Here is a 21,800-nt window from a genome sequence, read left to right on the forward strand (position 1 = left end):
GACCCAATTCCTCTATTATTCAAGAGGCTGTACTGCCAGCAATTCCATCACATACCCCTTCTTTCGCTCCTTCCATGCAAATGGCCAGAACAACCGCCGCTCCGCTTCAATCCGGATATCAAAACCCTTATGCATTCCGATGTCATGACGAAGCTGCAATGCTCCTTCAATTTCTTCAGGGACAAGATTCTCCCACTGATCCATAGCGGATTCATTTACAACTGCCCATTCTAACCCGAACACCATTAATTTCTCCGTCAGCATATAGATCACATCATTTGTCCGGGTAACCGCAACTTCGTTTAATGCCCGGATCGCATTCTCGATCATCTGCAATTCTTCCTCGTCATAATTCTCCCGATACATATATAACAGGCCTGCAAATCTCGCATTCAACTGACTGTGAAGTCCTACGCAGACGCTGTAGTCAAACCTTCGTCCAATCTCCGGCAATACCCTGTGGCTGTTGTCAAATGCAACCTGTTTCAAATGCTCGATCACAATCTCTGCTTCTTCACCCTCTGCAAGCAATGCTTCAAACATTTCATAAGTCTCAAGCTCTACATTCCAGAAAGGAAGATCCACACAAATAGCATCTGTTTCCTCCAATCCATAGGCCTTACACGCCTGTGCAAGTCCCTCTGCATCCCGGTCGATCAAAACCAGCTTAAATCTCTCTGCAAGTCTTGCCAGATCGATGTCATTTGACCGTCCTGCTCCCCATATAGCAAGAACAGGCTTACACCCTCCTTCGGCCACACAATTTTCTTCTATAAAGTCTGTCAGCTTCTGTCGGTATCCCCGCCACTCTTTATAAGCATTCGGAAGAACCTCTGATGCAATCAGCCGATCCAAATATCTCATATAATTCACTTCTTTCTCGCATTATGCCGATATGTGCAAGCACATCCGTCGCAATGCTCATTTTATCACGTTTTTATAGTATACTCTACCTTTAAAATGTAGTAGAATGATAGGGACAATGATTTTTTGTCTATTCATGCAAATTGATAAAATAAAGATTGCCTAAAACAGAAACGGAGATTATGAATATGTCTGCTAAAGATAATAATACAAATACAAATATATACAGAAGCTATATTGACGCTCTTCTATATCCGGAGCAGAATCCTTTTATAGAAGACATGAAACGATTCGAGGAGCTTATGATGATGTACTCCTGTGCGATCAAGGAAGTTCAGACCAAGCTGGATGTATTAAATACAGATTTCAGCGTCCGCTATAACCGAAATCCGATTGAATTTATCCAATCACGCATCAAGAAACCGGTCAGTATCGCAACAAAACTGTCTTCGAAAGGATGTCAGGTATCCGTAGAAAATATCGTATATAATTTGAATGATGTTGCGGGACTCCGTGTTATCTGTTCCTTTATCGATGACATCTACGCCGTTGCAGAGAAGCTCATCAGTCAGAATGACATTACTCTGATTGAGGCAAAAGACTATATCAGCCATCCAAAGCCAAATGGTTACCGTAGTCTTCATCTGATCATAGAAGTTCCTGTCTTCTTTGCCGACCATACGAGAAATATGCGGGTAGAAGTTCAGATCCGTACCATCGCGATGGACTTCTGGGCAAGTCTTGACCACCAGCTCCGTTATAAAAAGGATGTCGCCGATCCCGAACTTATCTCCGGTCGCTTAAAACATTGTGCTGATGTTATCTCTCAAACAGACCTCGAAATGCAGGAGATTAAAAATATGATCTACGGAGATGGTGCTCAGCCACAGATCAAATTGTGTCTTGAAAAAAATACAGAAATTTTTTAAGAAAATCTTAGATTTTGTTTGACAAATTTATAGAACTGGTATAGAATACTATCTGTTGTTGAACAACGTGTGTATGTAGCTCAGCTGGATAGAGCACTTGGCTACGGACCAAGGTGTCGGGGGTTCGAATCCTCTCATGCACGTAGAAAAAGACAAAACCATTTCGGTTTTGTCTTTTTTATTTACTACATATGCTCATCGGGTAGAAACGAAATGTGTCATTGTTTATTATATGCACAATCAATCTGTAGGGGTGTATTTTTTACAGCCCTCGCTTTTTGGCTGTGTATATCCTCTTATAATCTTGCTGCGAGAATCTGACGTTTGATCTCCTGTCCATTCAGGATAAACTCTGCACGACCGTTCTCCAGTTGTATATTCTTTTCAAGTGCTCCGATATCTGAATTGAACTCTGTAACGGCATTCGTTCCAATATCAGCATTGGAACAGTACAGCTTGGCAGACATGACCGAATTACCAAAGGCAACCGCCGCCTTGCCCTGTACCACGCTTTTAACTGCCGCATACCCGATATAGATATCCGTTCTTCCTGCACGGCATCCGATGCCATAACATTCCTTTGCACGGATATTCGACGAGATATTTACATTTTCCAGACGAACCATACAACTGTTACCGGCAATCGTTCCGATACCGGTTATAATATTACCTGCCCCCTGAAGCTTTGCCGATATATTCTCAAGCTTAATATCTGCATCACCATTTACAGATCCAATGATCGTACCGTTTGATATACCTGAATAAATATCCATATCGCAGTATTCTATAAACAATTCGGAATCACCATTTACAGATCCGATACAGGCTCCTTCCTGACCTTTCATATCAAACTCATAATGTCCGCGTTTGATGTTGATAACACCGCCAAGTCCGGAACCAATACCAATGCCCTTCATACCATTTGCATTAATGATGATTCCACCATCCTGATAGAAGTTGAGTTCGCCATGATACTCATCCAATGAATTACCAATGCCAAAGTATTTTCCCGAATTCAGATTGATCGTCAGATTACCGTCTCCTACAACCGTAAGCACTGAACTATCCGGAACTCTGATACCTCCTGTACGTAGTTCGTTTTCTCCGGTAATCTGAAGATTTACATTACACTTCTTACCGATATCAATACACGGAATTCCGCGTTCTCCCGCAAGACTGACATTCTCAAGTATGATGGTGCCACGGAATCCATCTTCTACAGACATCAGTATATTCGGCTGGAAACCGACAGAACCTTTGATTATGATCTTTTTATTGATTCCCCGTGCTTTCTTAACCTTAATGCTTGTATATTTATTAGCGGCAAGCTGAACCATGGAAACCGTATCATTATAATCCGTCTCATATTCTTTCTTATACATTCTGGCATTCAGACTCTGATTATATTGAACAATTTCATTCATCACACGTTCATCGATCGAACGCACAACATACGGCTGCGGCCTTGATGTATAATAACCCTGAATCAGATCAACGCCCAACTTAATAACCTCCCGCAGCTCCTGCGTCAATTCAATTCCCTCTGCCAGGGTCAGAATATCATTATCATGCGCAAATTCTATAATATCCTTTACAAAATGCTGTTTCTGGATATCTTTGTGTATATCTGTCATAAGCATACGATCGATTTTTACAAACCGAGGCATGTATCGAAGTAAATTATTTACATTGGAATAACCGGAACCATAATCATCAATGGCAGTCTCAATGTTCATCTTTGCAAAGGAGTTCTTCAGCTCCTTTAACTGAACATCCCCCATCTCTGTTTCTTCTGTAAATTCAACAACAAGCTCTCCTGCATGCTGTTCCATAATCTCAGTTAATTTCTTCTTATCCTTACCTGTCAGCTGACACCCCGGAATACTGTTAATAAATACTTTCTTACCCTCAAAATCCCGAGAGTGTTCCTCTATGTAATCAACCACATTAAAAAATGTCGCTTTTTCTATATCATATAAACGGTTCAGACGATCTGCACTTTCCAGCATATCAAGCGGCGAAATCTTACGCTCTGTGTCCGCACGCATTAGAGCCTCATATGCATAAACATCTCCTGTTCTGGCATTGATAATTGGCTGGAAATGATAAACAAACCGGTTATTATCCAGAATAAATTCCATCAAATGGTCATCCGCTTTCTGTTTATCCGTCAGAACACCTGCCCTTTCCTCTTTTCCTTGCTCTATGGCCTTCTTATTGTTCTTCACATTGATAGTTTCATTGATCAGATGATCCAGGGCTTCCGAACCGGAGATCATATCACAACGGATACCCGTGCAGATTTCAATCTCATATGCCTCTTTGCGCAATTCATTATACTGCTTTATCTTATCCGACAGACGTTTGATAAACGCCTCTCCGCATGTTTCATCAGATGCTTCAACCGGGAATGCAACAACGAATTCATCATTACTGATACGGGCACATATAGCATCATCATCCTGACTTTCCGATATCAGCTGCGCCAATTTTAAAATAGCGGCATCCCCTGCTTTTCTTCCATAGCTTGCATTGATATCCTTTAATTTATTAATATCAATCGCGATCACCGCTATTGATTTACCATCAAATGTCGCATTTTCACAAAGCTCATTTCCCTTCTGTAAGAAGCCCTTATAATTATACAAGCCGGTCATTGCATCACGAATCTGTGTTGCTTCCATCTGGCGCAACAACTCCCGCAGACCATTCTGACGATAAAACGCTTCCATACTCTGCATAATACTCTTTAACCAGTTTATGTAAACTTCTGTAAACTGTGCTTCTGTATCTGTAAAACCAATAACTGCATAACCAAAGCTTCGGTTATCAAAATACAATGGTGTAAAGAAAAATGTCTCCGGACACTCTCTTTGCTCAGATAGTTCCGGTATCATCTCTTTCATTTCAAATATGTCATCAAAGCTGATACGATTGTCTGTGTGTTCACTCGGTCCACATTTTATGATACGATATATCTTGTCCGTATAGCCGTTAGAACGCATTGCGTCCTCACTGATCATAACCTCCGATGAATTCCAGTAATCATTCATGCATATACTAAGCGAATGGAATGGCCGCACCTGATATACATGCTGAAATATCGTATTGAAAAAACTTCTGTGATCCCGTTCAGATAACAAATCCTCCATAAACTTGTTATAATAAGAAGAGTATCCCATCTTCGCATGATCCGTATTCCAGAAATTCTCTTTTTCATCAAAATATTTTTCTGGCTGCATTTTCCTTTCGCATCCGCAGCTTGTCCCCTGAAAGATCACGGATTCTGATTCAAATTCCGGTATCGGTTCTTTCTCAAAGGATGCATGGATATATTTCGCACAATATCTGCCGCATTCTCTGGCCGGAATATCAGCGGATGTTAACTTGCATTTCAGGTTTTTCCCTTCTTCGGTAGAATCGTAACCAATCACTGCTACCTGCTCCGGTACATGAATATGATTACTGAATAATTCTGCCGCTACCCCGATCGCCATACAGTCATTTGCACATGCGATCGCCTCCGGAAGTTTCTCTCTGGAATCCAGAATCAGCTTCACAACCTCTTTGCCGGAATCATACCAGTAATTGCCATAATAAATATTATTCGGATCAACCGGAATTCCATGCTCCGTCAGACTGTCTCTATATGCCTGTTCTCTCTGTATGGAATGAACATGATTCTTCCACCCGTCTAAAAACATAATATCGGAATAATGATGAACCTCGATCAAATGATCGATCAATTTCTTATATGGTTTATAATGATTTATCTTTACAGTCGGAAAATAACGACTGTCCTTATCTACGAAAAGAACAACTCCTGAGAATACCTCGTGAATTTTGTCTTCTAACCGGGTTGCTATATCGGTTGCCTGAATGGTATCCGGAAGAACAATGATCGCATCAAATGCATCCCATTGAATCAGATTATAAATATTCGAATCCCCAATCTGTCTATACAGAGTATCCTGAAATCTTAAGTACATGGAAAATACACATATATCGTATCCATAGACATATGCCTCCTCCATTAATCCTTTCATAAACAGGCTCTGTGAGTTCTCTTCCGCCTGCGCGATAATAACTCCAATTTTTCTGCGCTCCATACATGCTCCCCTCTAAAATACAAAATCCTTTTTTCAGTTTAGCATAATTAGGCAGAAAAGTATATAAAAATGACTAAAAAAAGTTTACACCGCGTTATTTTCTGTACATTTTATACAATTTCGACATATTGTCATACAAAAAAATATTTTTATCATATTATAAACAACAGTCCTGCAAAGTAAAAACAGTCCTGTTCTTATCCGAATAAAAGAAGTTCTTATAATCAGATAAGAAAAGCAAGACTGTTCTGTACTTGTTCATATTTTGTTGTTATATCTTATATACTGCACTAAGATACCTGTTCAAACTGTGAATTATATAGCTCTGCATAAAATCCGTTCTGTGCCATCAATTCCTCATGATTACCCTGTTCAATGATATCGCCATCCTTCATGACCAGAATAATATCTGCATTCTTGATCGTAGATAACCGGTGCGCAATAACAAAGCTTGTTCTGCCCTTCATCAGATTATCCATCGCGCGCTGAATGCTGTGTTCTGTTCTGGTATCAACGGAAGAGGTCGCTTCATCCAGGATCAGAACCGGATTATTTGCAAGGATTGCTCTTGCAATCGTAAGAAGCTGTTTCTGTCCCTGTGAAATATTCGTCACTTCCTCATTCAGTTCCATCTGATAACCACCCGGAAGTGCCGAGATAAATCGATGTGCATGAGCTGCCTTTGCTGCCGCAATTACTTCCTCATCCGTCGCATCCAGTCTTCCATAACGGATATTCTCCATGATCGTCCCCTTAAACAGCCATGTTTCCTGAAGAACCATACCGAGAGCATCACGAAGCTCTCTTCGATTATATTCTTTAACATTGTGACCATCTAACAGGATGGCTCCTTCATTTACATCATAGAACCGCATCAGCAGCTTAACCATAGTGGTCTTACCTGCTCCGGTCGGACCAACGATCGCTACCTGTTTGCCCGGATCAACATGAACACTGAAATCATGTATAATGATCTTCTCAGGATCGTATCCGAACTTTACATGACGGAAATCTACTTCACCCTTTATATCCTCGACAGAAGCAGGATGCTCAACAACCTGAACCTCCTCTTCTTCCTCTAACAGTTCAAATACACGTTCCGCCGCTGCTGCCATCTGCTGCATCATATTTGTAACCTGTGCTACCTGCTGGATCGGCTGTGTAAAATTCTTCACATATTGGATAAATGCCTGAATATCACCGATCGTGATCGTACCACGAATGGCAAGAGCCGCACCAGAAATAGCTACGCCTACATATCCGAGATTACCGACAAACATCATAACCGGTTGCATCAGACCGGAAAAGAACTGGGCTTTCCATGCGGATTTGTATAAGACTTCATTTGTCTCATGGAATTCCTTTAAAGTTGTTTCCTCTTTGTTAAATGCTTTGATTACCGTATGTCCGCCATAAACTTCTTCAACCTGTCCGTTGATATGTCCGACATACTCCTGCTGCTGTTTAAAGAAACGCTGTGACTTCTTAATGATGATACCCATTAATGCCACACTGATCGGCAGGATGATAATTGCGATCATCGTCATAAGCGGGCTGATCGTAAGCATCATGATAAATACACCGATAACAGTCGATACCGAAGTAATAAGCTGTGTGATACTCTGATTTAATCCGTTTCCCATTGTATCAATATCATTTGTAATACGAGATAATACCTCACCATAGGTTCTGGATTCAAAATACTTAAGTGGCATACGGTTGATCTTCTCAGATACATCCTTACGCATCTTGTAACATAGCTTCTGGGTTACACCTGTCATGATGATACCCTGTGTAAAGTTAAATAATACACTTAACAGATACAGTCCCAGACAGAACAGGAGAATCTTACCGATATAGGTGAAATCGATTCCACCGATTCCGTTTATCTTCCGCATAATGCCTTCTGATAATGCTGTCGTTGCCTTACCGAGTACCTTCGGGCAGACAACATTGAATACCGTACTGAACACCGCAATGATCATGACCACGATCACTGCCGGCAGATATTTTCTTGTATATCGAACCAACTTCGATATGGTTCCTTTAAAATCCTTTGCTTTCTCGCCGCCTCCCATTCCAGGAGGTCCCATATGTCGTCCACCACGTCTTGGTCTGTTTTCTTCCATGTCTGTTACCTTCCTTTCCTGAGTTCTTATGCTATGCTCGCCGCAATCTCTTTTTCAGATAATTGCGAACGGGCGATCTGTTCATATACCGGACAATTCTCCATCAGCTCTTTGTGTGTACCCTTGCCTACGATCTTTCCTTCATCCAGCACCAAGATCTGGTCTGCATGTAAGATCGTACTGACACGCTGGGCAACGATGAATACCGTACTGTCTGTCATATCTTCACGAAGTGCTTTTCTGACTGCTACATCCGTCTTGAAATCAAGAGCGGAGAAGCTGTCGTCAAATATATATATCTTTGCATTCCGGGCTACTGCTCTGGCGATCGCAAGTCTCTGCTTCTGACCGCCGGAAACATTTGTACCACCCTGTGAAATGCTGCTGTCATACTGTTTATCCTTTTCCTCGATGAAATCTGTTGCCTGTGCGATCGCTGCCGCTTTCTTCATCTGTTCATCGCTTGCATCCTCTGCACCAAACCGGATATTAGATGCGATCGTGCCGGAGAACAGCACACCCTTCTGCGGCACATAACCGATATTCTCCCGAAGGCTCTCAATTGATACATCCCGGATATCCGTTCCGTCGATCGTGATCTTACCACCTGTGACATCATAGAATCTTGGCATAAGCTGCACCAGGGAAGATTTACCGCAGCCGGTACTTCCTATGATTGCTGTCGTCTCGCCCGGTCTTGCTTCAAAATCAAGATCTGTCAGAACATCTTCATCCGCTCCCGGATATGCGAAGCTTACATGTTCGTAACGGACAACACCCTTTACAGCTTCTAACTTCTTACAATCCGGCTTGTCACAGATCGTACTCTCTGTATCAATAACTTCCTTGATTCGGTCTGCTGCCACACCTGCCCTTGGAAGCATAACGGATAACATACCGATCATTAAGAAGGACATAATGATCATCATCGTATAAGTAATAAACGCTGTCATGGATCCAACCTGAAGCTCACCCGAATCGATTCTGTGAGCCGCAACCCACTCGATCAGGATCGTAACCGCATACATAATAAACATCAGAACCGGCATCATAAATGTCATTACGCGGTTTACAAATAATGATGTCTTTGTCAGATCCTTATTCGCCTTATCAAAACGTTCTTCTTCGAACTTCTCTCTGCCAAATGCCCGGATAACCGGAATACCGGTCAGGATCTCTCTGGACACAAGATTAACACGGTCAACCAGATCCTGCATGATCTTGAACTTTGGAAGTGCAATTGCCATTAACACTCCGAGAACAACCAGGATGCCTGCTACCGCAACTACGATCACCCATCCCATGCTGGCGCCGCTCTCTACAACCTTTATGATACCGCCAACTGCCAGAACCGGTGCATATAAGACCATGCGGAGCAACATAACCGTAACCATCTGGATCTGTTGAACGTCATTTGTCGAACGCGTGATCAGGGATGCAGTCGAAAACCGATTGATCTCTGCATCTGAGAATGAAATAACCCGTTTGAAAATGCTTTCTCGCAGATCACAGCCCACACCTGCAGCTACTCTTGCGGCTACCAGACCGGTAAGTATCGCCGATGCAACCATTAACAATGTCATAAGGATCATCTCTACACCGACACGTTTCAGATAGGACATCTGGATATCCTTATAATTATAATCCATACTATCATAACAGGTTCTTGTACAGGTAATGGCAGATGACATCATCATATCATCCCCCATACTGTCACGCATGGAATCGATCATCTGCTTCATCTGCGTTCCCATCTGACTCCACATCTCAGGCGGCAGCTCGTCCAATGTCATACCGCTTGCTGCAAGCATCTGCTTTAACTGATTATCTTCATCTGAATCCACCATCGTATATGGATAATAATACATCATCATCGGCTCCATACACGCCTGATCGATCTCATCTATATGATCCTTGCCGTCATCTGTCATATGGTATATGCCATCATCCGACTGCTCATAATACTTTTCCCACACCGTCACATCATCTTCATCCATAAACCCTTTAATAATGGTATACGCTTTTTCCGGGATCTGCAACGGACTGCAATGATCAATGCCGTAATTCTGGATACCGGTATCGATCAGCTTCGACGTATAATCCGGCAATGCCAGATCACAATATGCCTGAACGATCAATAACAGAACAATGATCAGAACCGATTTCCAATATGGCTTCAAATTCTTAATTATCTGCATAGTTTCACCTCTCTATAATTTTCGCATGTAGAGGTATTCTATCACTACCTATATAAAAGTCAATTAAATTCCCATAAAAAATGAATGAAAAAAGACCCGCCTGTCGATTGACAAACGGGTCTTCCTGTATATTAATACTTTGTATATTGGGAGGCTTTATTTTACTGTAACCTTTAAGACCTTACGCGCACCATTCTGTGCTATGGCATATACATAGCATTTTCCTTTCTTCTTGCCCTTGATCCTACCGGCCTGAGTAACTGTAGCTATCTTCTTATTTGTTGAAAACCAGCGAATCTTCTCGCAATGTCTCTTTAATTTTTTGCCCTTTGGCATTTTTACAGTTGCTTCAAGCAGTACAGATTTCTTCTTTTTCACTGTTACCTTTGAAACAGTCTTTTTCTTAGTTGTTTTAACTACAACAGCTGTCGGATTGCTGTATTTGTACTTTTTGGTAGCAGTAATTGTATGAAGCTGGTATGATTTACCAATTGCCTTCTTTACAGTCTTTCCTGTTTTGGCATCCTTCACATTCTTGTATGCTATTACCTTAAACTTATAGAATGTATTTTTCTTTAATTTCTTACCACCTGCAATTTTGGTAACCTTACAGCTGACATTCTTTTTGTTCTTAAATTTCTTAGCGCTTACAGTTTTGATCTTGTTGTATTTGTATACTTTCTTTTTGGTATTACAGTAATTACCATAAATTATATATCCATCTGCTCCCTTTACATTTTCCCAACGTAAAGTAACTGTCTTTGTTGTGGCAGATGCTCTACCGGTTAACTGTCCCATTGTATACTTATCAACAGCATCGCTCTTAACCCAGTTATCAAATTTCTTTGTTCCCGGTACATAAGAGCTTACCGAAGTTGTCTCCTGCTTCTGAGCAGGTGTATCAGGCTTGGATTCACCCGGCTTCGGATCTTCAACAACTGTAATCTGCGTAATCTTGCCTGCAACCTTCAGAACAATAACCTGAACGATCTTACTGTTGTTCATTCCGTCTTTTCCGGCTATTGCCGTAATTGTAGTACTGTCTTTTGTTAATTTAATCGGTCCGTTATATACTGTTCCGTTTGAGGCTGATGGTGTTGTTCCATCTATTGTATATATAATTGTAGCACCTGCCGTCTTACTTGACAGAATCAACGAGGTACCATCTGCTGATTTTTCTGCAACCGGCATCTCAACCTGCTGCTGTTTGCTATCATCTGCCGATACCGGATTTGATAAGATCACCGGCATACTTGCATAATCTGTAAATAAGGATTCATCGATTCCCATAGTCGCCGGATCATCCGCACTAATATCTTCTGCAACAATATATACTTTATAACTCTGGAACAGATTATCTGCTGTACATCCATTTCCAATCTTTGCGGCAACTGATGCAAGATCCATCTGCAGGCTTCCTGTCAGGTTAGATGATACATCTGTTAGCTTACCGTATGCCTTAATCTTTGCTCCGTCGGCATTATATACCTTATCGGTAACAAAATACGAAAGCTGTGAAACATTATCTTTTTTCTTTCCTGTTATCTCGTATGGAATAGTAATCGTATTACCTGTCTTTGTAATTACACTGTCGGTAATTTGTACATTCATGCCGGAATCCAGTAATGTAAATTTGTAAGAAGCGCCGGTCTTACCTGCTGTTCCGTCTACAAGGGTTGTAAATAAAATATCTTTCTTATCTATATTGAAAGCAGGTGACGGATAAAATGGTGACGACGTTACACTCATGCTTACAGCACCTGTATTTGAATATCCAAAAGCATATGGGAATGAATTTGTAGAACTGGCACTTATCCAACGATAAGATGTACGACATCCCCAGCCATTTCCCGGTTTACTTCTCTGAGCAGTATTTTTATAAGTATTTGGATAACCGTAGCTTGTGTTTGCTGCTTCCGTAAGGTCAAGAGCAAATACCTTTTCGTTTGTAATCGGCATATAGCTGATCTCATCTTTATTCCAGAAATATGTATCTCCATCCTTAGCATTTTTGCCGGTTTTTGTAGATGCGACAATCGTCTCCTTCTCTGTATCCGAGAAGCCATACAGGAATCCGTCTATCTTATCCGAGATACAGTTAACCGGTGCATTCGCATCATTTTTGGATGATTCGTTATTTAACCATTTATACATATTACTGTCTTCCCATGAAACAGTACCTGATGAGAACAGGATCGGAACTTTAATGAGCTGTTCGTCACAGTCAAGAAGCATACTATCTGTTCCTGTCTTAAAATCTTCTCCTGATGCTGTATCAAGTACACGATATTTTACAGGTTCTCCATTATACTGACCATAGTATACATAACTGCCCTTCCATTCCTCATTCACATCAAGCGTTTCTCCCGGATGTGAACCATATGGTGTATCGATACCTGAAGTACCATTCTCTATTACAGTCTTATCATCATCTGCTACCATACCTTCATTTGCCGGTTTTGACAATAATACCGGTGTACTGGCCAGATCAGTAAATAAACCTTCGTTTATATCTGTTGTACGATCCCTATCTGTCTGTACACTCTCTGCAACAAGATAAACCATATAATTATCAAAGAGTGTATCAGCTGTACATCCACCGCCAACCTGTTCTGCAATAGCTGCAAGATTCAACTTTGCATTACCGGCTTTACCGCCACTGACAGAAGCAATCTTGCCATATGCTCTTATCTTTGCACCCTCAGCATCAAACTGCTTATTTGTGACAAGATAAGACAACTGATTTACACTTGTGCCATTTGATCCATAGATATTATATGGAACAGCCACAATATTGCCTGATTTCGTTGTACTGCTTGATGTAACAGCAAGCTTAATGTTATTATCCAGCATTGTTAACTTATAGGCTGCACCATATTTTCCGGCAGTTCCTTCTACAAGTGAATTGAATAACACCTTATTGGTGTCAATATTAAATGCCGGATTTGCATAACCATAAGCTTTATCGTCTGCTGCGCCTGTTAAGGTTACATCACAAAAAGCTCCCTCACTATCTACACAATTTACCTGATCATAAAAATGATACCTTGTTGATGTGCTTCCGTATCCTGATCGAAGAAAATACCAACCGACATTGTTTTTGCCTCGTTGTTTCATGGTTGAAAGTGAATTCGGATATCCATACGATTTATTTGTTATCTCTGCTTCATCTAATGCAAATACTTTTTCGCCTGTCAATGGTACAAATTTATAGTATTTGATCGCACCGGGAGCAAACTCACCCTTTCCGTCTTCACCGGAACGTATCTGCTTGTTACTGCTTACAATCGCAGCTTGCTCTGCATCTGAAAAGTATCTTAAAAATCCACTCATATTTCCCTGAGTATATGCATTATATATCGCTGGGTCTGTGCTGTTCATCCACTTATAAACATCACTGTTTTTCCAGTCATTCGCAGACGCATCTACATCATAATAGAGAACCTCAACTCCGGATTCGCAGTCAAGAAGCATACTGTCTGTTCCTGTCTGGAAGTCTTTTTTCGAATCTGTATCTAATACACGATAACGGATAGGACTTTCCTTGTATTTTCCGTAGTATACATAGTTGCCCTTCCAGTCGTCAGAACTTGTATCTGAACCATATGGATTGATGATGCCATCAATTCCAAGACCCGAAACCGTTTTTGTCTTCTGTACAGCGGCTTCTACCTTTGGTATCGAAGCAAGCGGCGGTAAGATGCTGATAGTCATAACAGCTCCCAGCACAAGCGCTGCACCTCGCTTAAATATTTCTTTTTTCATAATTTCCTCCATGTGAATTTAATCATTTCTACTTAACTGTAACTTTGATCTTCTTTCTTGCCCCATTCTGCGCAAGCGCATATACGTAACACTTACCCTTCTTTTTAGCTTTGATCCTTCCGGCCTGTGTTACGGTTGCAATCTTCTTATTTGTTGAAATCCAACGGATTTCCTCACAATGTTTTTTCAGCTTCTTTCTCTTCGGCATACTTGCACGGGCATCTAAAAGAACAGATTTCTTTTTCTTTAATGTGACAGCTGATATCTTCTTATTCTTTGTGGTTGTCACAATAACGCCCTTTGGATTTCCGTATTTACCGGACTTAGTCTCAATAATTGTATGAAGCTGATATGATTTTCCTATTGCTTTTTTTACTGTTTTTCCGCTCTTGGAATCTTTAACATTCTTATATGCAACTACCTTAAATTTGTAAAATGTATTCTTTTTAAGCTTCTGTTTGCCAACTACTTTTGTAAGCTTACAGCTGGCAGTGCTCTTATTCTTAAATTTTTTTGCACTAATTGTTTTAATCTTTTTGTATTTGTATTTCTTAGCCTTTGTATTGCAGTAATTACCATAAATAATATAACCGTCTGCATCCTTCAGATTCTCCCAACGAAGCGTAACTGCCTTTGTTGTTGCAGATGCTCTACCGGTCAACTGCCCCTTTGTCAGAGAATCTACCTTATCACTGGTCAGCCATTTTTCATATTCGACTGTTCCTGGCTTATACTGTTCTTCTGTTTTTTTCTGATCAGTAGATGGTGTCGGATTTGGTGTTGGTGTCGGATCTGATGTTCCATCAGTCTTAATTACAATAGTACCATCTGCTCCCTTGATAACGATCAACTGTATAACCATACTGTTATCCATACCATCCTTTGCAGCAATGGCTGTTATAGTGCTGGTTCCGGTCGGAAAAGATATTGGCCCTGTATATTTGGTTCCGTTTTTCTGATCAGGAATGCTTCCATCCAAAGTATAATAAATATCTGCGCCCTCTGTTCCTGATGAGATTATCAAAGAGGTCTTATCATCCGAAACTTTAGCAACCGGCTGTTTTACGGTCTCGCGCACCCCTGTCTCCTTACTAACAGAAGTCAGACAATATGGCAGGCTTGCATAATCAGAATAATTTCCATCTGTTACACACTCAGCAAGAAGATATACCTGATAATCTGTTCCCCAAGTACCTGTCAATGTCTGTGGTAAAGTAAATGTACCGGTGCCTATTGACTGTGTTGTATTTCCGGATAATGCTCCATAATATAACACCTTGGCATCCTTATCGGTATATGCCTTATCCGTTATTAATACAGATACCTGATTAACCGGATTTTGTGAATTTCTACTATCTGAATATGTGTATGGAATCGTTACTGTTCCATCAGCAGCAAGAACCGCTTCTTTTCCTGATGTTAACTGTATTGTTTTATTTGTATCTTTCAAAGTCAAAGTCCAATCATTTACCGCACTCTCTTTTATCTGTGCGGAAGATGCTGTTATTGCTTTCTTCTTATCAAATCCGACTGCAGTTGAAAACAGGGCTCCACTTGTATTCATATTAAATGCCGGACAAACACCAATGTTACCATCCATACATTCGGCATCTATCTGAAAATTACCCACTGAATCCAACCATACCACTTTCATTGAATTAGCCCTAGAAGACCGTAACCACCAATAATCTCCCGATACATTCTTATTGGTAGACTGCTTGTCTGCATATAGATTCCGAATCTCCTTTGCCGAAAGAATAAAGATATAATCTTCAGCTGCCTCATCCTTTACAGATTCAGTTCCTGATTCACCTTCCAGATAAGTTCGTATCGTATATGTATTTTCTTTTAATGTCGTAGGCATAAGCAGATTCGCTTCTACTTTTGAAAACATCGCACCCTGCTCTGCATTTCTTGAATCAACATATTTGCTGTTCAATAATCTCTCCAGATAACTACCATTCCATCCACCCGATGATTCATCAAAATAACTACGGTATAAAATAGAATCTGAATCAAGCAATACATAATCCTGTGCAGCACCTACACTCTGTGTCTCAGTACTTTTTCCAAGCACACGATATGCAACAGGACTTTTACCGGTCGCATCAGTAAGATTTCCATAATATACCTTTGCTCCTGTTGATTTACTCCATGATGTTGAATCCGTATACAAAGATGACATACCGAGATTCACTTCATTCTTCACCGGGCTTGCATCCGAAGCAGCTCTTGCTGTTGATCCTGTTCCCAATGGCGGCACAATGCTGACTGCAACTGCAGTACTTAATGCAAATGCCATTCCTCTCCTGAAAACATTTTTTTTCATAATTAAATTCATTTTTCTGCTCCTTTATTGTAATTTTAAAGATATCAATCTACATATTTGAAGTATATATTGTCATATTTTAAATATCAAGTGTTATCAAGCATATATTTTCATTTTTGTATATATGCACAGAAAATATATGCTTTCTACAAAAAACTGAGACACTTTTATGTAAGTCAACTAACCATATGGTTAGATTAAGCCCTTTCTATAATTATCGTTTTTATCTTTGTATTTTAAATGTCATATTTTTAATATCGGTTGTTATATCATGTGCTTCGCACATTCTATGCATTCCGCAAAATCAGCACCCTTGCAAGCAAATAATTTTGCGTTCATTATATCATGTCTAATTTATATTTTATAGAAATATACATAAAATATATGGTTGAGGTGATTAAAAGAGCTTGCAGAAAAACTGGACATTTCAAGACAACATCCGGGAGCCGTCGAAGCCCCTAACATCGTTCGATCCGTTTCGCTGGATCCGCTGTTTAATATTACAGATGCACTTGAGGTAGACGTTCGTGAGCTTCTGGATTTTCATGGAAATGCCTAAAAAAAGATATGACGTAGATTCCGAATGGAACTTACGCCATATCTTTTTATTTATAAGAACTCTTTATAATTAGTCTACTTTGATCTCTTTGATCCATCCTTCTGGAGCTTCGATCCTGCCCATCTGGATACCTGTTAATGTATCATAGAGCTTCTGAATAACCGGTCCCATCTTCTCCATTCCACTTGGGAAGCAGATCTCTTTGCCATGATCAACAATCTTACCTACCGGCGAAATAACGGCTGCTGTACCACACAGACCACACTCTGCAAAATCTTTTACCTCATCGAAGTATACTTCTCTGTGCTCAACCTTCAGTCCGAGGTACTTCTCAGCAACTACCATAAGAGAACGTCTTGTAATAGATGGAAGGATACTGTTTGATTTAGGTGTTACAACTGTGCCATCCTTTGTTACGAAGATGAAGTTTGCTCCACCTGTCTCCTCTACCTTTGTTCTGGTTGCTGCATCCAAGTACATATTCTCATCATAACCTTCCTGATGAGCTGTAACGATTGCATGAAGGCTCATTGCATAGTTCAGACCGGCCTTGATATGACCTGTTCCATGAGGTGCTGCACGATCGAAATCAGAAACCTTAATTGTAATCGGCTTTGCACCACCCTTAAAGTAAGGACCTACAGGTGTACAGAACATTCTGAACTGATACTCGTCTGCCGGCTTAACACCGATTACAGGATTTGTACCAAACATATATGGTCTGATATAAAGTGTTGCTCCTGAACCATATGGTGGAACAAAACCAGCATTTGCTCTTACTGTCTCTTCTACTGCCTTTACAAATCTATCTTCCGGGAATGCAGGCATCTCAAGTCTCTTTGCTGAATCTGCCATTCTGCTTGCATTCAGGTCAGGACGGAAACATACGATCCTGCCATCCTCTGTTGTATATGCCTTTAATCCCTCAAATACTGTCTGGGCATACTGGAGAACACCTGCGCATTCGCTTAATACGATATTGGCATCATCTGTTAATGTTCCTTCATCCCATGCACCATTCTTAAAGTTTGATACATATCTCTTATCTGTCTTGATATACCCAAAACCGATATTAGACCAGTCAATGTTTTTCTTTTCCATAACTACTCATCCTTTCAGTTTCTGTTTCGTAAAAAATAATATTCATAGCTTCTGTTATAGCACATTCTTTTCTCAATTTCTATAGTATTGATAATTTTTTTACTGTTCAAATATATATTTTACCATATCTGATACGGCATTGCTATCCTTATGCTTTAAGGTTCGTTTTGCAAGAGGCACGCGATCCGTAATAATATTATCCACACCGATCGCCATCATACGACGCATCTCACTGCTGGTATTTACCGTCCATGCACACACCATAATACCTTTCTTATGCGCTCCGGCTACCACCTGCCTGGTCAGATATCTGGCATCAATACTTAATACATCCATGGCCTCATAATTCGTCCGATTGCTGTATCCGAAGCTGTATATATAGCCGGTTACAATATCAGGATCATCCTTCTTGATCCGCACAAGAGATCGTTGCTTAAAAGATGTAACAATACATTGCTCTTCCATATGATTCTCCCGGAGCAGTTCAGCAACTTTTTTCTCCAGTTCACCATCATTCCGAACTGTTTTCAGTTCTATATTCATCATTACTTTACCTTTGCAGGTGTCGATTGCATCCTTCAAAGTCGGAATCTTGGTTCCGGCATATTCTTCCGGATATTCTGCTCCGGCATCTAACTGCTGCAGTTCCTCATATGTACTGTCACAGACTAACTTATCAACGCCTGTCGTCCGTTCCGTTGACGGATCATGCATTAGCACCAATTCTCCATCCGAAGTCAACCGGACATCCATCTCCACATAGTCTGCCCCTTCTTCGATCGCCTTCTCAAATGCCGGGATCGTATTTTCAGGAGCTTCACTGCTGGAACCTCTGTGTGCGGTGATCAACGTTGCCCCAAGGGAAGCATATGTCGGTGTAGCACCGGCAGACAAAAAACGAACATTCAGATATACTGCAAGCATACAGGCTACAGCAACCAGACTTACAAGTACATAATGAGTCTGCTTTTTCAGATCTGCATCATCCACATGGTACATAAGCATCTTCGGTCGAGCAAGCTGCAATACCGCCGATATATTGAACATACCGCAGATAAAAAGCAGCAAAGCACCTACCACGATATTGATATTATTATATACCTCATAGAACAGAATAAGCACATTATCTCCATCGGATTTTGCTTTTATCACCAATACACTTACAACGATAAAGATCGCATATAACAATACGCAGAACAATCCGACAAATATCTCCCATAACGCCTGGAATATAAAATGATGCACCGATTCCCGACAGGTCAGTCTGGTCTGTCCCGCTGCCTTTGCAGTCTCCTCATTCCCCAGTATCAACAAACGGATATATGGAATTTTTACCGACATAATCCAGATACTGATCAGATAGATTACTATAAATCCTATCCAAAATGCCTTCTTGCCTGTTTCTCTGATACAAAGCTTCAGCAGATATTTGGTAACTGTGTTATTATTCAACGCCATCAAAAACGGCGGCATATATACCGCAAATGCAAATGGAAGCATATAAAAGATACGACCAATCTTCTTTTTACCGAAGAAACGAAAGAAATACTTCTCAACCTGTACCAGATATCCGAACAGCCCTTGTCTGCTGTGCCTGAGTGCCGCATCAAACAGCACAACATACATCGTAAGGTTCAATAACATGAACACCATGAGCAATACGATCAAAAGCAGCATATATATGATCGTTCCCGGTTTTACCAGAACATCTAAAAAGTTCTCCTTCGTGACAGAACTGTAACCGGATAATTTAATTGCAAGATAAAATCCTCGAAATACAACAGGAATCAGGATAAATGACGAAACGACCAGAAACGCAAGCTGACACAGCACCACCCTTATTTTATTATGTGCCAGAAAATATCTGACTCGGAGTATATATCCCGCTTTCATATCTGTCTGCCTCCCGGTTGTTTGTTCAAAACAGGCATTGCAGAATATTCAATGCTCTATTTACAATACGTTTCTGCAATTGCCTGTTTAATCTCATAGTCTATATTATAGGCACAACCAAAGCTATCTGCAAGCACTCTCTGCCACAATAATCTGACAACCGAACACATCCGGTTTTTAGCAGTATATAAAAACCAGGGGAAATATTCTACACAGTTAATCGTACTCACCATAACGCACTATAAAAACTGCATGCTGTACATATAAAGGCAGGGGCTTACCCTTGGTTATTAGTCCTGCCATCATAATATGACATATGTGAGGATTTCGTTATTCGCTGCATATTGTCAGTAAATACGAGTGCCTGTCTGAGCCGAAGGCGAGTTGGCACAGGAGTATTTACGAATCAGACATATGCAGTGAATAGAAACCGCAACAAGTCATTTATGATGGCAGAACTAAAAAACAAGAAGTAAGCCCCTATCGTATATCCAGGTTTAGAAGCCGGTGTTTCGGTTATCGATGATACGCTTTGCCTTACCCTCGGAACGAGCGATAGACTTCGGTGGAAGCAGTTCCACCTTGGCACTGATCAGCAGAGTCTGCTTGATCTGTGTCTTGATATATGCAGCCAGCTTCTCAAGCTTATCTGCATCGTTTATATCAACATCATCCTTTAATTCCACCTGAACAGTAAGCTTATCCTGTGAATTCACACGATCAACTACCAACATGTAATGCGCAGATGTTTCTTTCACGCCCATCAGTACAGCTTCGATCTGACTTGGGAATACATTAACACCACGAATAACAAGCATATCATCGGTACGTCCTGTGATACGGCTCATCTTAACGGTTGTTCTTCCGCAAGCACAAGTTCCATGATGCAAAGTACAGATATCATGTGTTCTGTAGCGGATCATAGGTACACCTGTCTTGGTCAGTGTCGTAAATACCAGTTCACCCGGTGTATCGTCCGGAAGCGGTTCTTCTGTTATCGGATCGATGATCTCTGCAAGCACATGATCTTCATTGATATGCATACCATGCTTTTCCATACATTCAAATGCAACACCCGGTCCACCAATCTCAGTCAGTCCGTAAATATCAAGTGCATCAAAATCAAGAAGCTCTTCCAGATGCTGTCTCATTTCCTCTGTCCATGGCTCTGCACCAAAGCAACCGGATTTCAGTTTTAATTCTTCCGGCTTGATTCCCATTTCATGGATGGTTTCTGCCAGATATGTTGCATAAGACGGTGTACAGCAGAGCATCGTAGTACCAAGCTCTTTCATCATTATAATCTGTCTCTGTGTATTACCGGATGACATTGGAATTACTGTAGCCCCAATCTCTGTTGCGCCCTGATGTGCCCCCAGTCCGCCGGTAAATAAACCATAACCATAAGCAATCTGAATGATATCATCCTTTGTACCGCCTGCAGCAGTCAGTGCTCTGGCAACCATCTCTGTCCATACCTTAATATCATTTTCCGTATATCCTGATACGATCGGCTTTCCGGTTGTTCCTGAAGAACCCTGAATACGTACAATATCTTTAAGATCTGCAGCAAATAGTCCATATGGGAAATTATCTCTCAAATCGGTTTTCTGCGTAAATGGAAGCTTTACGATATCTTCAATTCCATTAATATCTTCCGGTTTTACTCCGGCTTCGTCCATTCTCTTTCTGTAAGCCGGAACATTATTATATTCCAACTCTACGGTAGCTCTCAGTCTTTCTCCCTGAAGCTTTTTTCTTTCATCAAAATCCATACATTCCATTGCATCGTTATAGATGTAATGAATCTTCTTCTGTCTCATATGTGACTATCCTCCATGTCTGATCTTGGCTTTACTTTTTCGCTTTTATGTTTTTCCACACTAAAGCGTTTACCCATAAAAATTTTAGCTGAGCAGCCTGT

9 protein-coding genes, 1 tRNA gene and 1 pseudogene are annotated in these 21,800 nt (G+C 40.8%); 2 read left to right on the forward strand and 9 right to left on the reverse strand.

Annotated features, from left to right (window positions below; genetic code table 11):
• Positions 1-15: 15 nt before the first annotated feature.
• Positions 16-864: a hypothetical protein gene (locus LK416_08020; protein UEA73640.1), complete on the reverse strand. Its 849-nt coding sequence runs from the start codon at positions 862-864 to the stop codon at positions 16-18.
• A 182-nt stretch (positions 865-1,046) separates the two neighbouring features.
• On the opposite strand from LK416_08020, the gene LK416_08025 reads away from it, so the two are divergent.
• Together LK416_08025 and LK416_08030 are read left to right on the forward strand one after the other, a co-directional pair.
• Positions 1,047-1,793 carry a GTP pyrophosphokinase family protein gene (locus tag LK416_08025; protein ID UEA73641.1) on the forward strand — a complete coding sequence of 249 codons (747 nt, stop codon included), beginning with the start codon at positions 1,047-1,049 and terminating at the stop codon, positions 1,791-1,793.
• Between the two features lie 69 nt (positions 1,794-1,862).
• Positions 1,863-1,936: transfer RNA gene (locus LK416_08030), tRNA-Arg, on the forward strand.
• 153 nt (positions 1,937-2,089) lie between these two features.
• Here LK416_08030 and LK416_08035 read toward each other — a convergent pair.
• The 8 genes and pseudogenes from LK416_08035 to LK416_08070 form a co-directional block, all read right to left on the reverse strand.
• The gene (locus tag LK416_08035) at positions 2,090-5,902 is read right to left on the reverse strand and encodes an EAL domain-containing protein (GenBank protein UEA73642.1); all 3,813 of its coding nucleotides are present in this window, start codon (positions 5,900-5,902) and stop codon (positions 2,090-2,092) included.
• Positions 5,903-6,192: 290 nt separating this feature from the next.
• Entirely contained in the window at positions 6,193-8,031 is a 1,839-nt protein-coding gene (locus LK416_08040; GenBank protein UEA73643.1) for an ABC transporter ATP-binding protein/permease, read from the reverse strand.
• A gap of 44 nt (positions 8,032-8,075) precedes the next feature.
• Positions 8,076-10,229: pseudogene (locus LK416_08045) on the reverse strand (ABC transporter ATP-binding protein/permease).
• Between the two features lie 156 nt (positions 10,230-10,385).
• Positions 10,386-13,994 carry a chitobiase/beta-hexosaminidase C-terminal domain-containing protein gene (locus LK416_08050; GenBank protein ID UEA73644.1) on the reverse strand — a complete coding sequence of 1,203 codons (3,609 nt, stop codon included), beginning with the start codon at positions 13,992-13,994 and terminating at the stop codon, positions 10,386-10,388.
• Between the two features lie 28 nt (positions 13,995-14,022).
• Positions 14,023-16,335 carry a chitobiase/beta-hexosaminidase C-terminal domain-containing protein gene (locus tag LK416_08055; protein UEA73645.1) on the reverse strand — a complete coding sequence of 771 codons (2,313 nt, stop codon included), beginning with the start codon at positions 16,333-16,335 and terminating at the stop codon, positions 14,023-14,025.
• A 616-nt stretch (positions 16,336-16,951) separates the two neighbouring features.
• Positions 16,952-17,983 carry a branched-chain amino acid aminotransferase gene (locus tag LK416_08060; GenBank protein UEA73646.1) on the reverse strand — a complete coding sequence of 344 codons (1,032 nt, stop codon included), beginning with the start codon at positions 17,981-17,983 and terminating at the stop codon, positions 16,952-16,954.
• Between the two features lie 99 nt (positions 17,984-18,082).
• Positions 18,083-19,876, reverse strand: a complete 1,794-nt coding sequence (locus LK416_08065) for a hypothetical protein (protein ID UEA73647.1) — start codon at positions 19,874-19,876, stop codon at positions 18,083-18,085.
• Positions 19,877-20,373: 497 nt separating this feature from the next.
• Positions 20,374-21,699: a phenylacetate--CoA ligase gene (locus LK416_08070; GenBank protein ID UEA73648.1), complete on the reverse strand. Its 1,326-nt coding sequence runs from the start codon at positions 21,697-21,699 to the stop codon at positions 20,374-20,376.
• Between the last annotated feature and the right edge of the window lie 101 nt (positions 21,700-21,800).

This window comes from Lachnospiraceae bacterium GAM79 (assembly GCA_020735665.1).
Taxonomy (GTDB): domain Bacteria; phylum Bacillota; class Clostridia; order Lachnospirales; family Lachnospiraceae; genus Coprococcus.

Coding starts and splice junctions, on each gene's coding strand:
- LK416_08035 (UEA73642.1), bottom strand. CDS start 5,902: ATGGAGCGCAGAAAAATTGGAGTTATTATCGCGCAGGCGGAAGAGAAC.
- LK416_08020 (UEA73640.1), bottom strand. CDS start 864: ATGAGATATTTGGATCGGCTGATTGCATCAGAGGTTCTTCCGAATGCT.
- LK416_08070 (UEA73648.1), bottom strand. CDS start 21,699: ATGAGACAGAAGAAGATTCATTACATCTATAACGATGCAATGGAATGT.
- LK416_08040 (UEA73643.1), bottom strand. CDS start 8,031: ATGGAAGAAAACAGACCAAGACGTGGTGGACGACATATGGGACCTCCT.
- LK416_08060 (UEA73646.1), bottom strand. CDS start 17,983: ATGGAAAAGAAAAACATTGACTGGTCTAATATCGGTTTTGGGTATATC.
- LK416_08055 (UEA73645.1), bottom strand. CDS start 16,335: ATGAATTTAATTATGAAAAAAAATGTTTTCAGGAGAGGAATGGCATTT.
- LK416_08025 (UEA73641.1), top strand. CDS start 1,047: ATGAATATGTCTGCTAAAGATAATAATACAAATACAAATATATACAGA.
- LK416_08050 (UEA73644.1), bottom strand. CDS start 13,994: ATGAAAAAAGAAATATTTAAGCGAGGTGCAGCGCTTGTGCTGGGAGCT.
- LK416_08065 (UEA73647.1), bottom strand. CDS start 19,876: ATGAAAGCGGGATATATACTCCGAGTCAGATATTTTCTGGCACATAAT.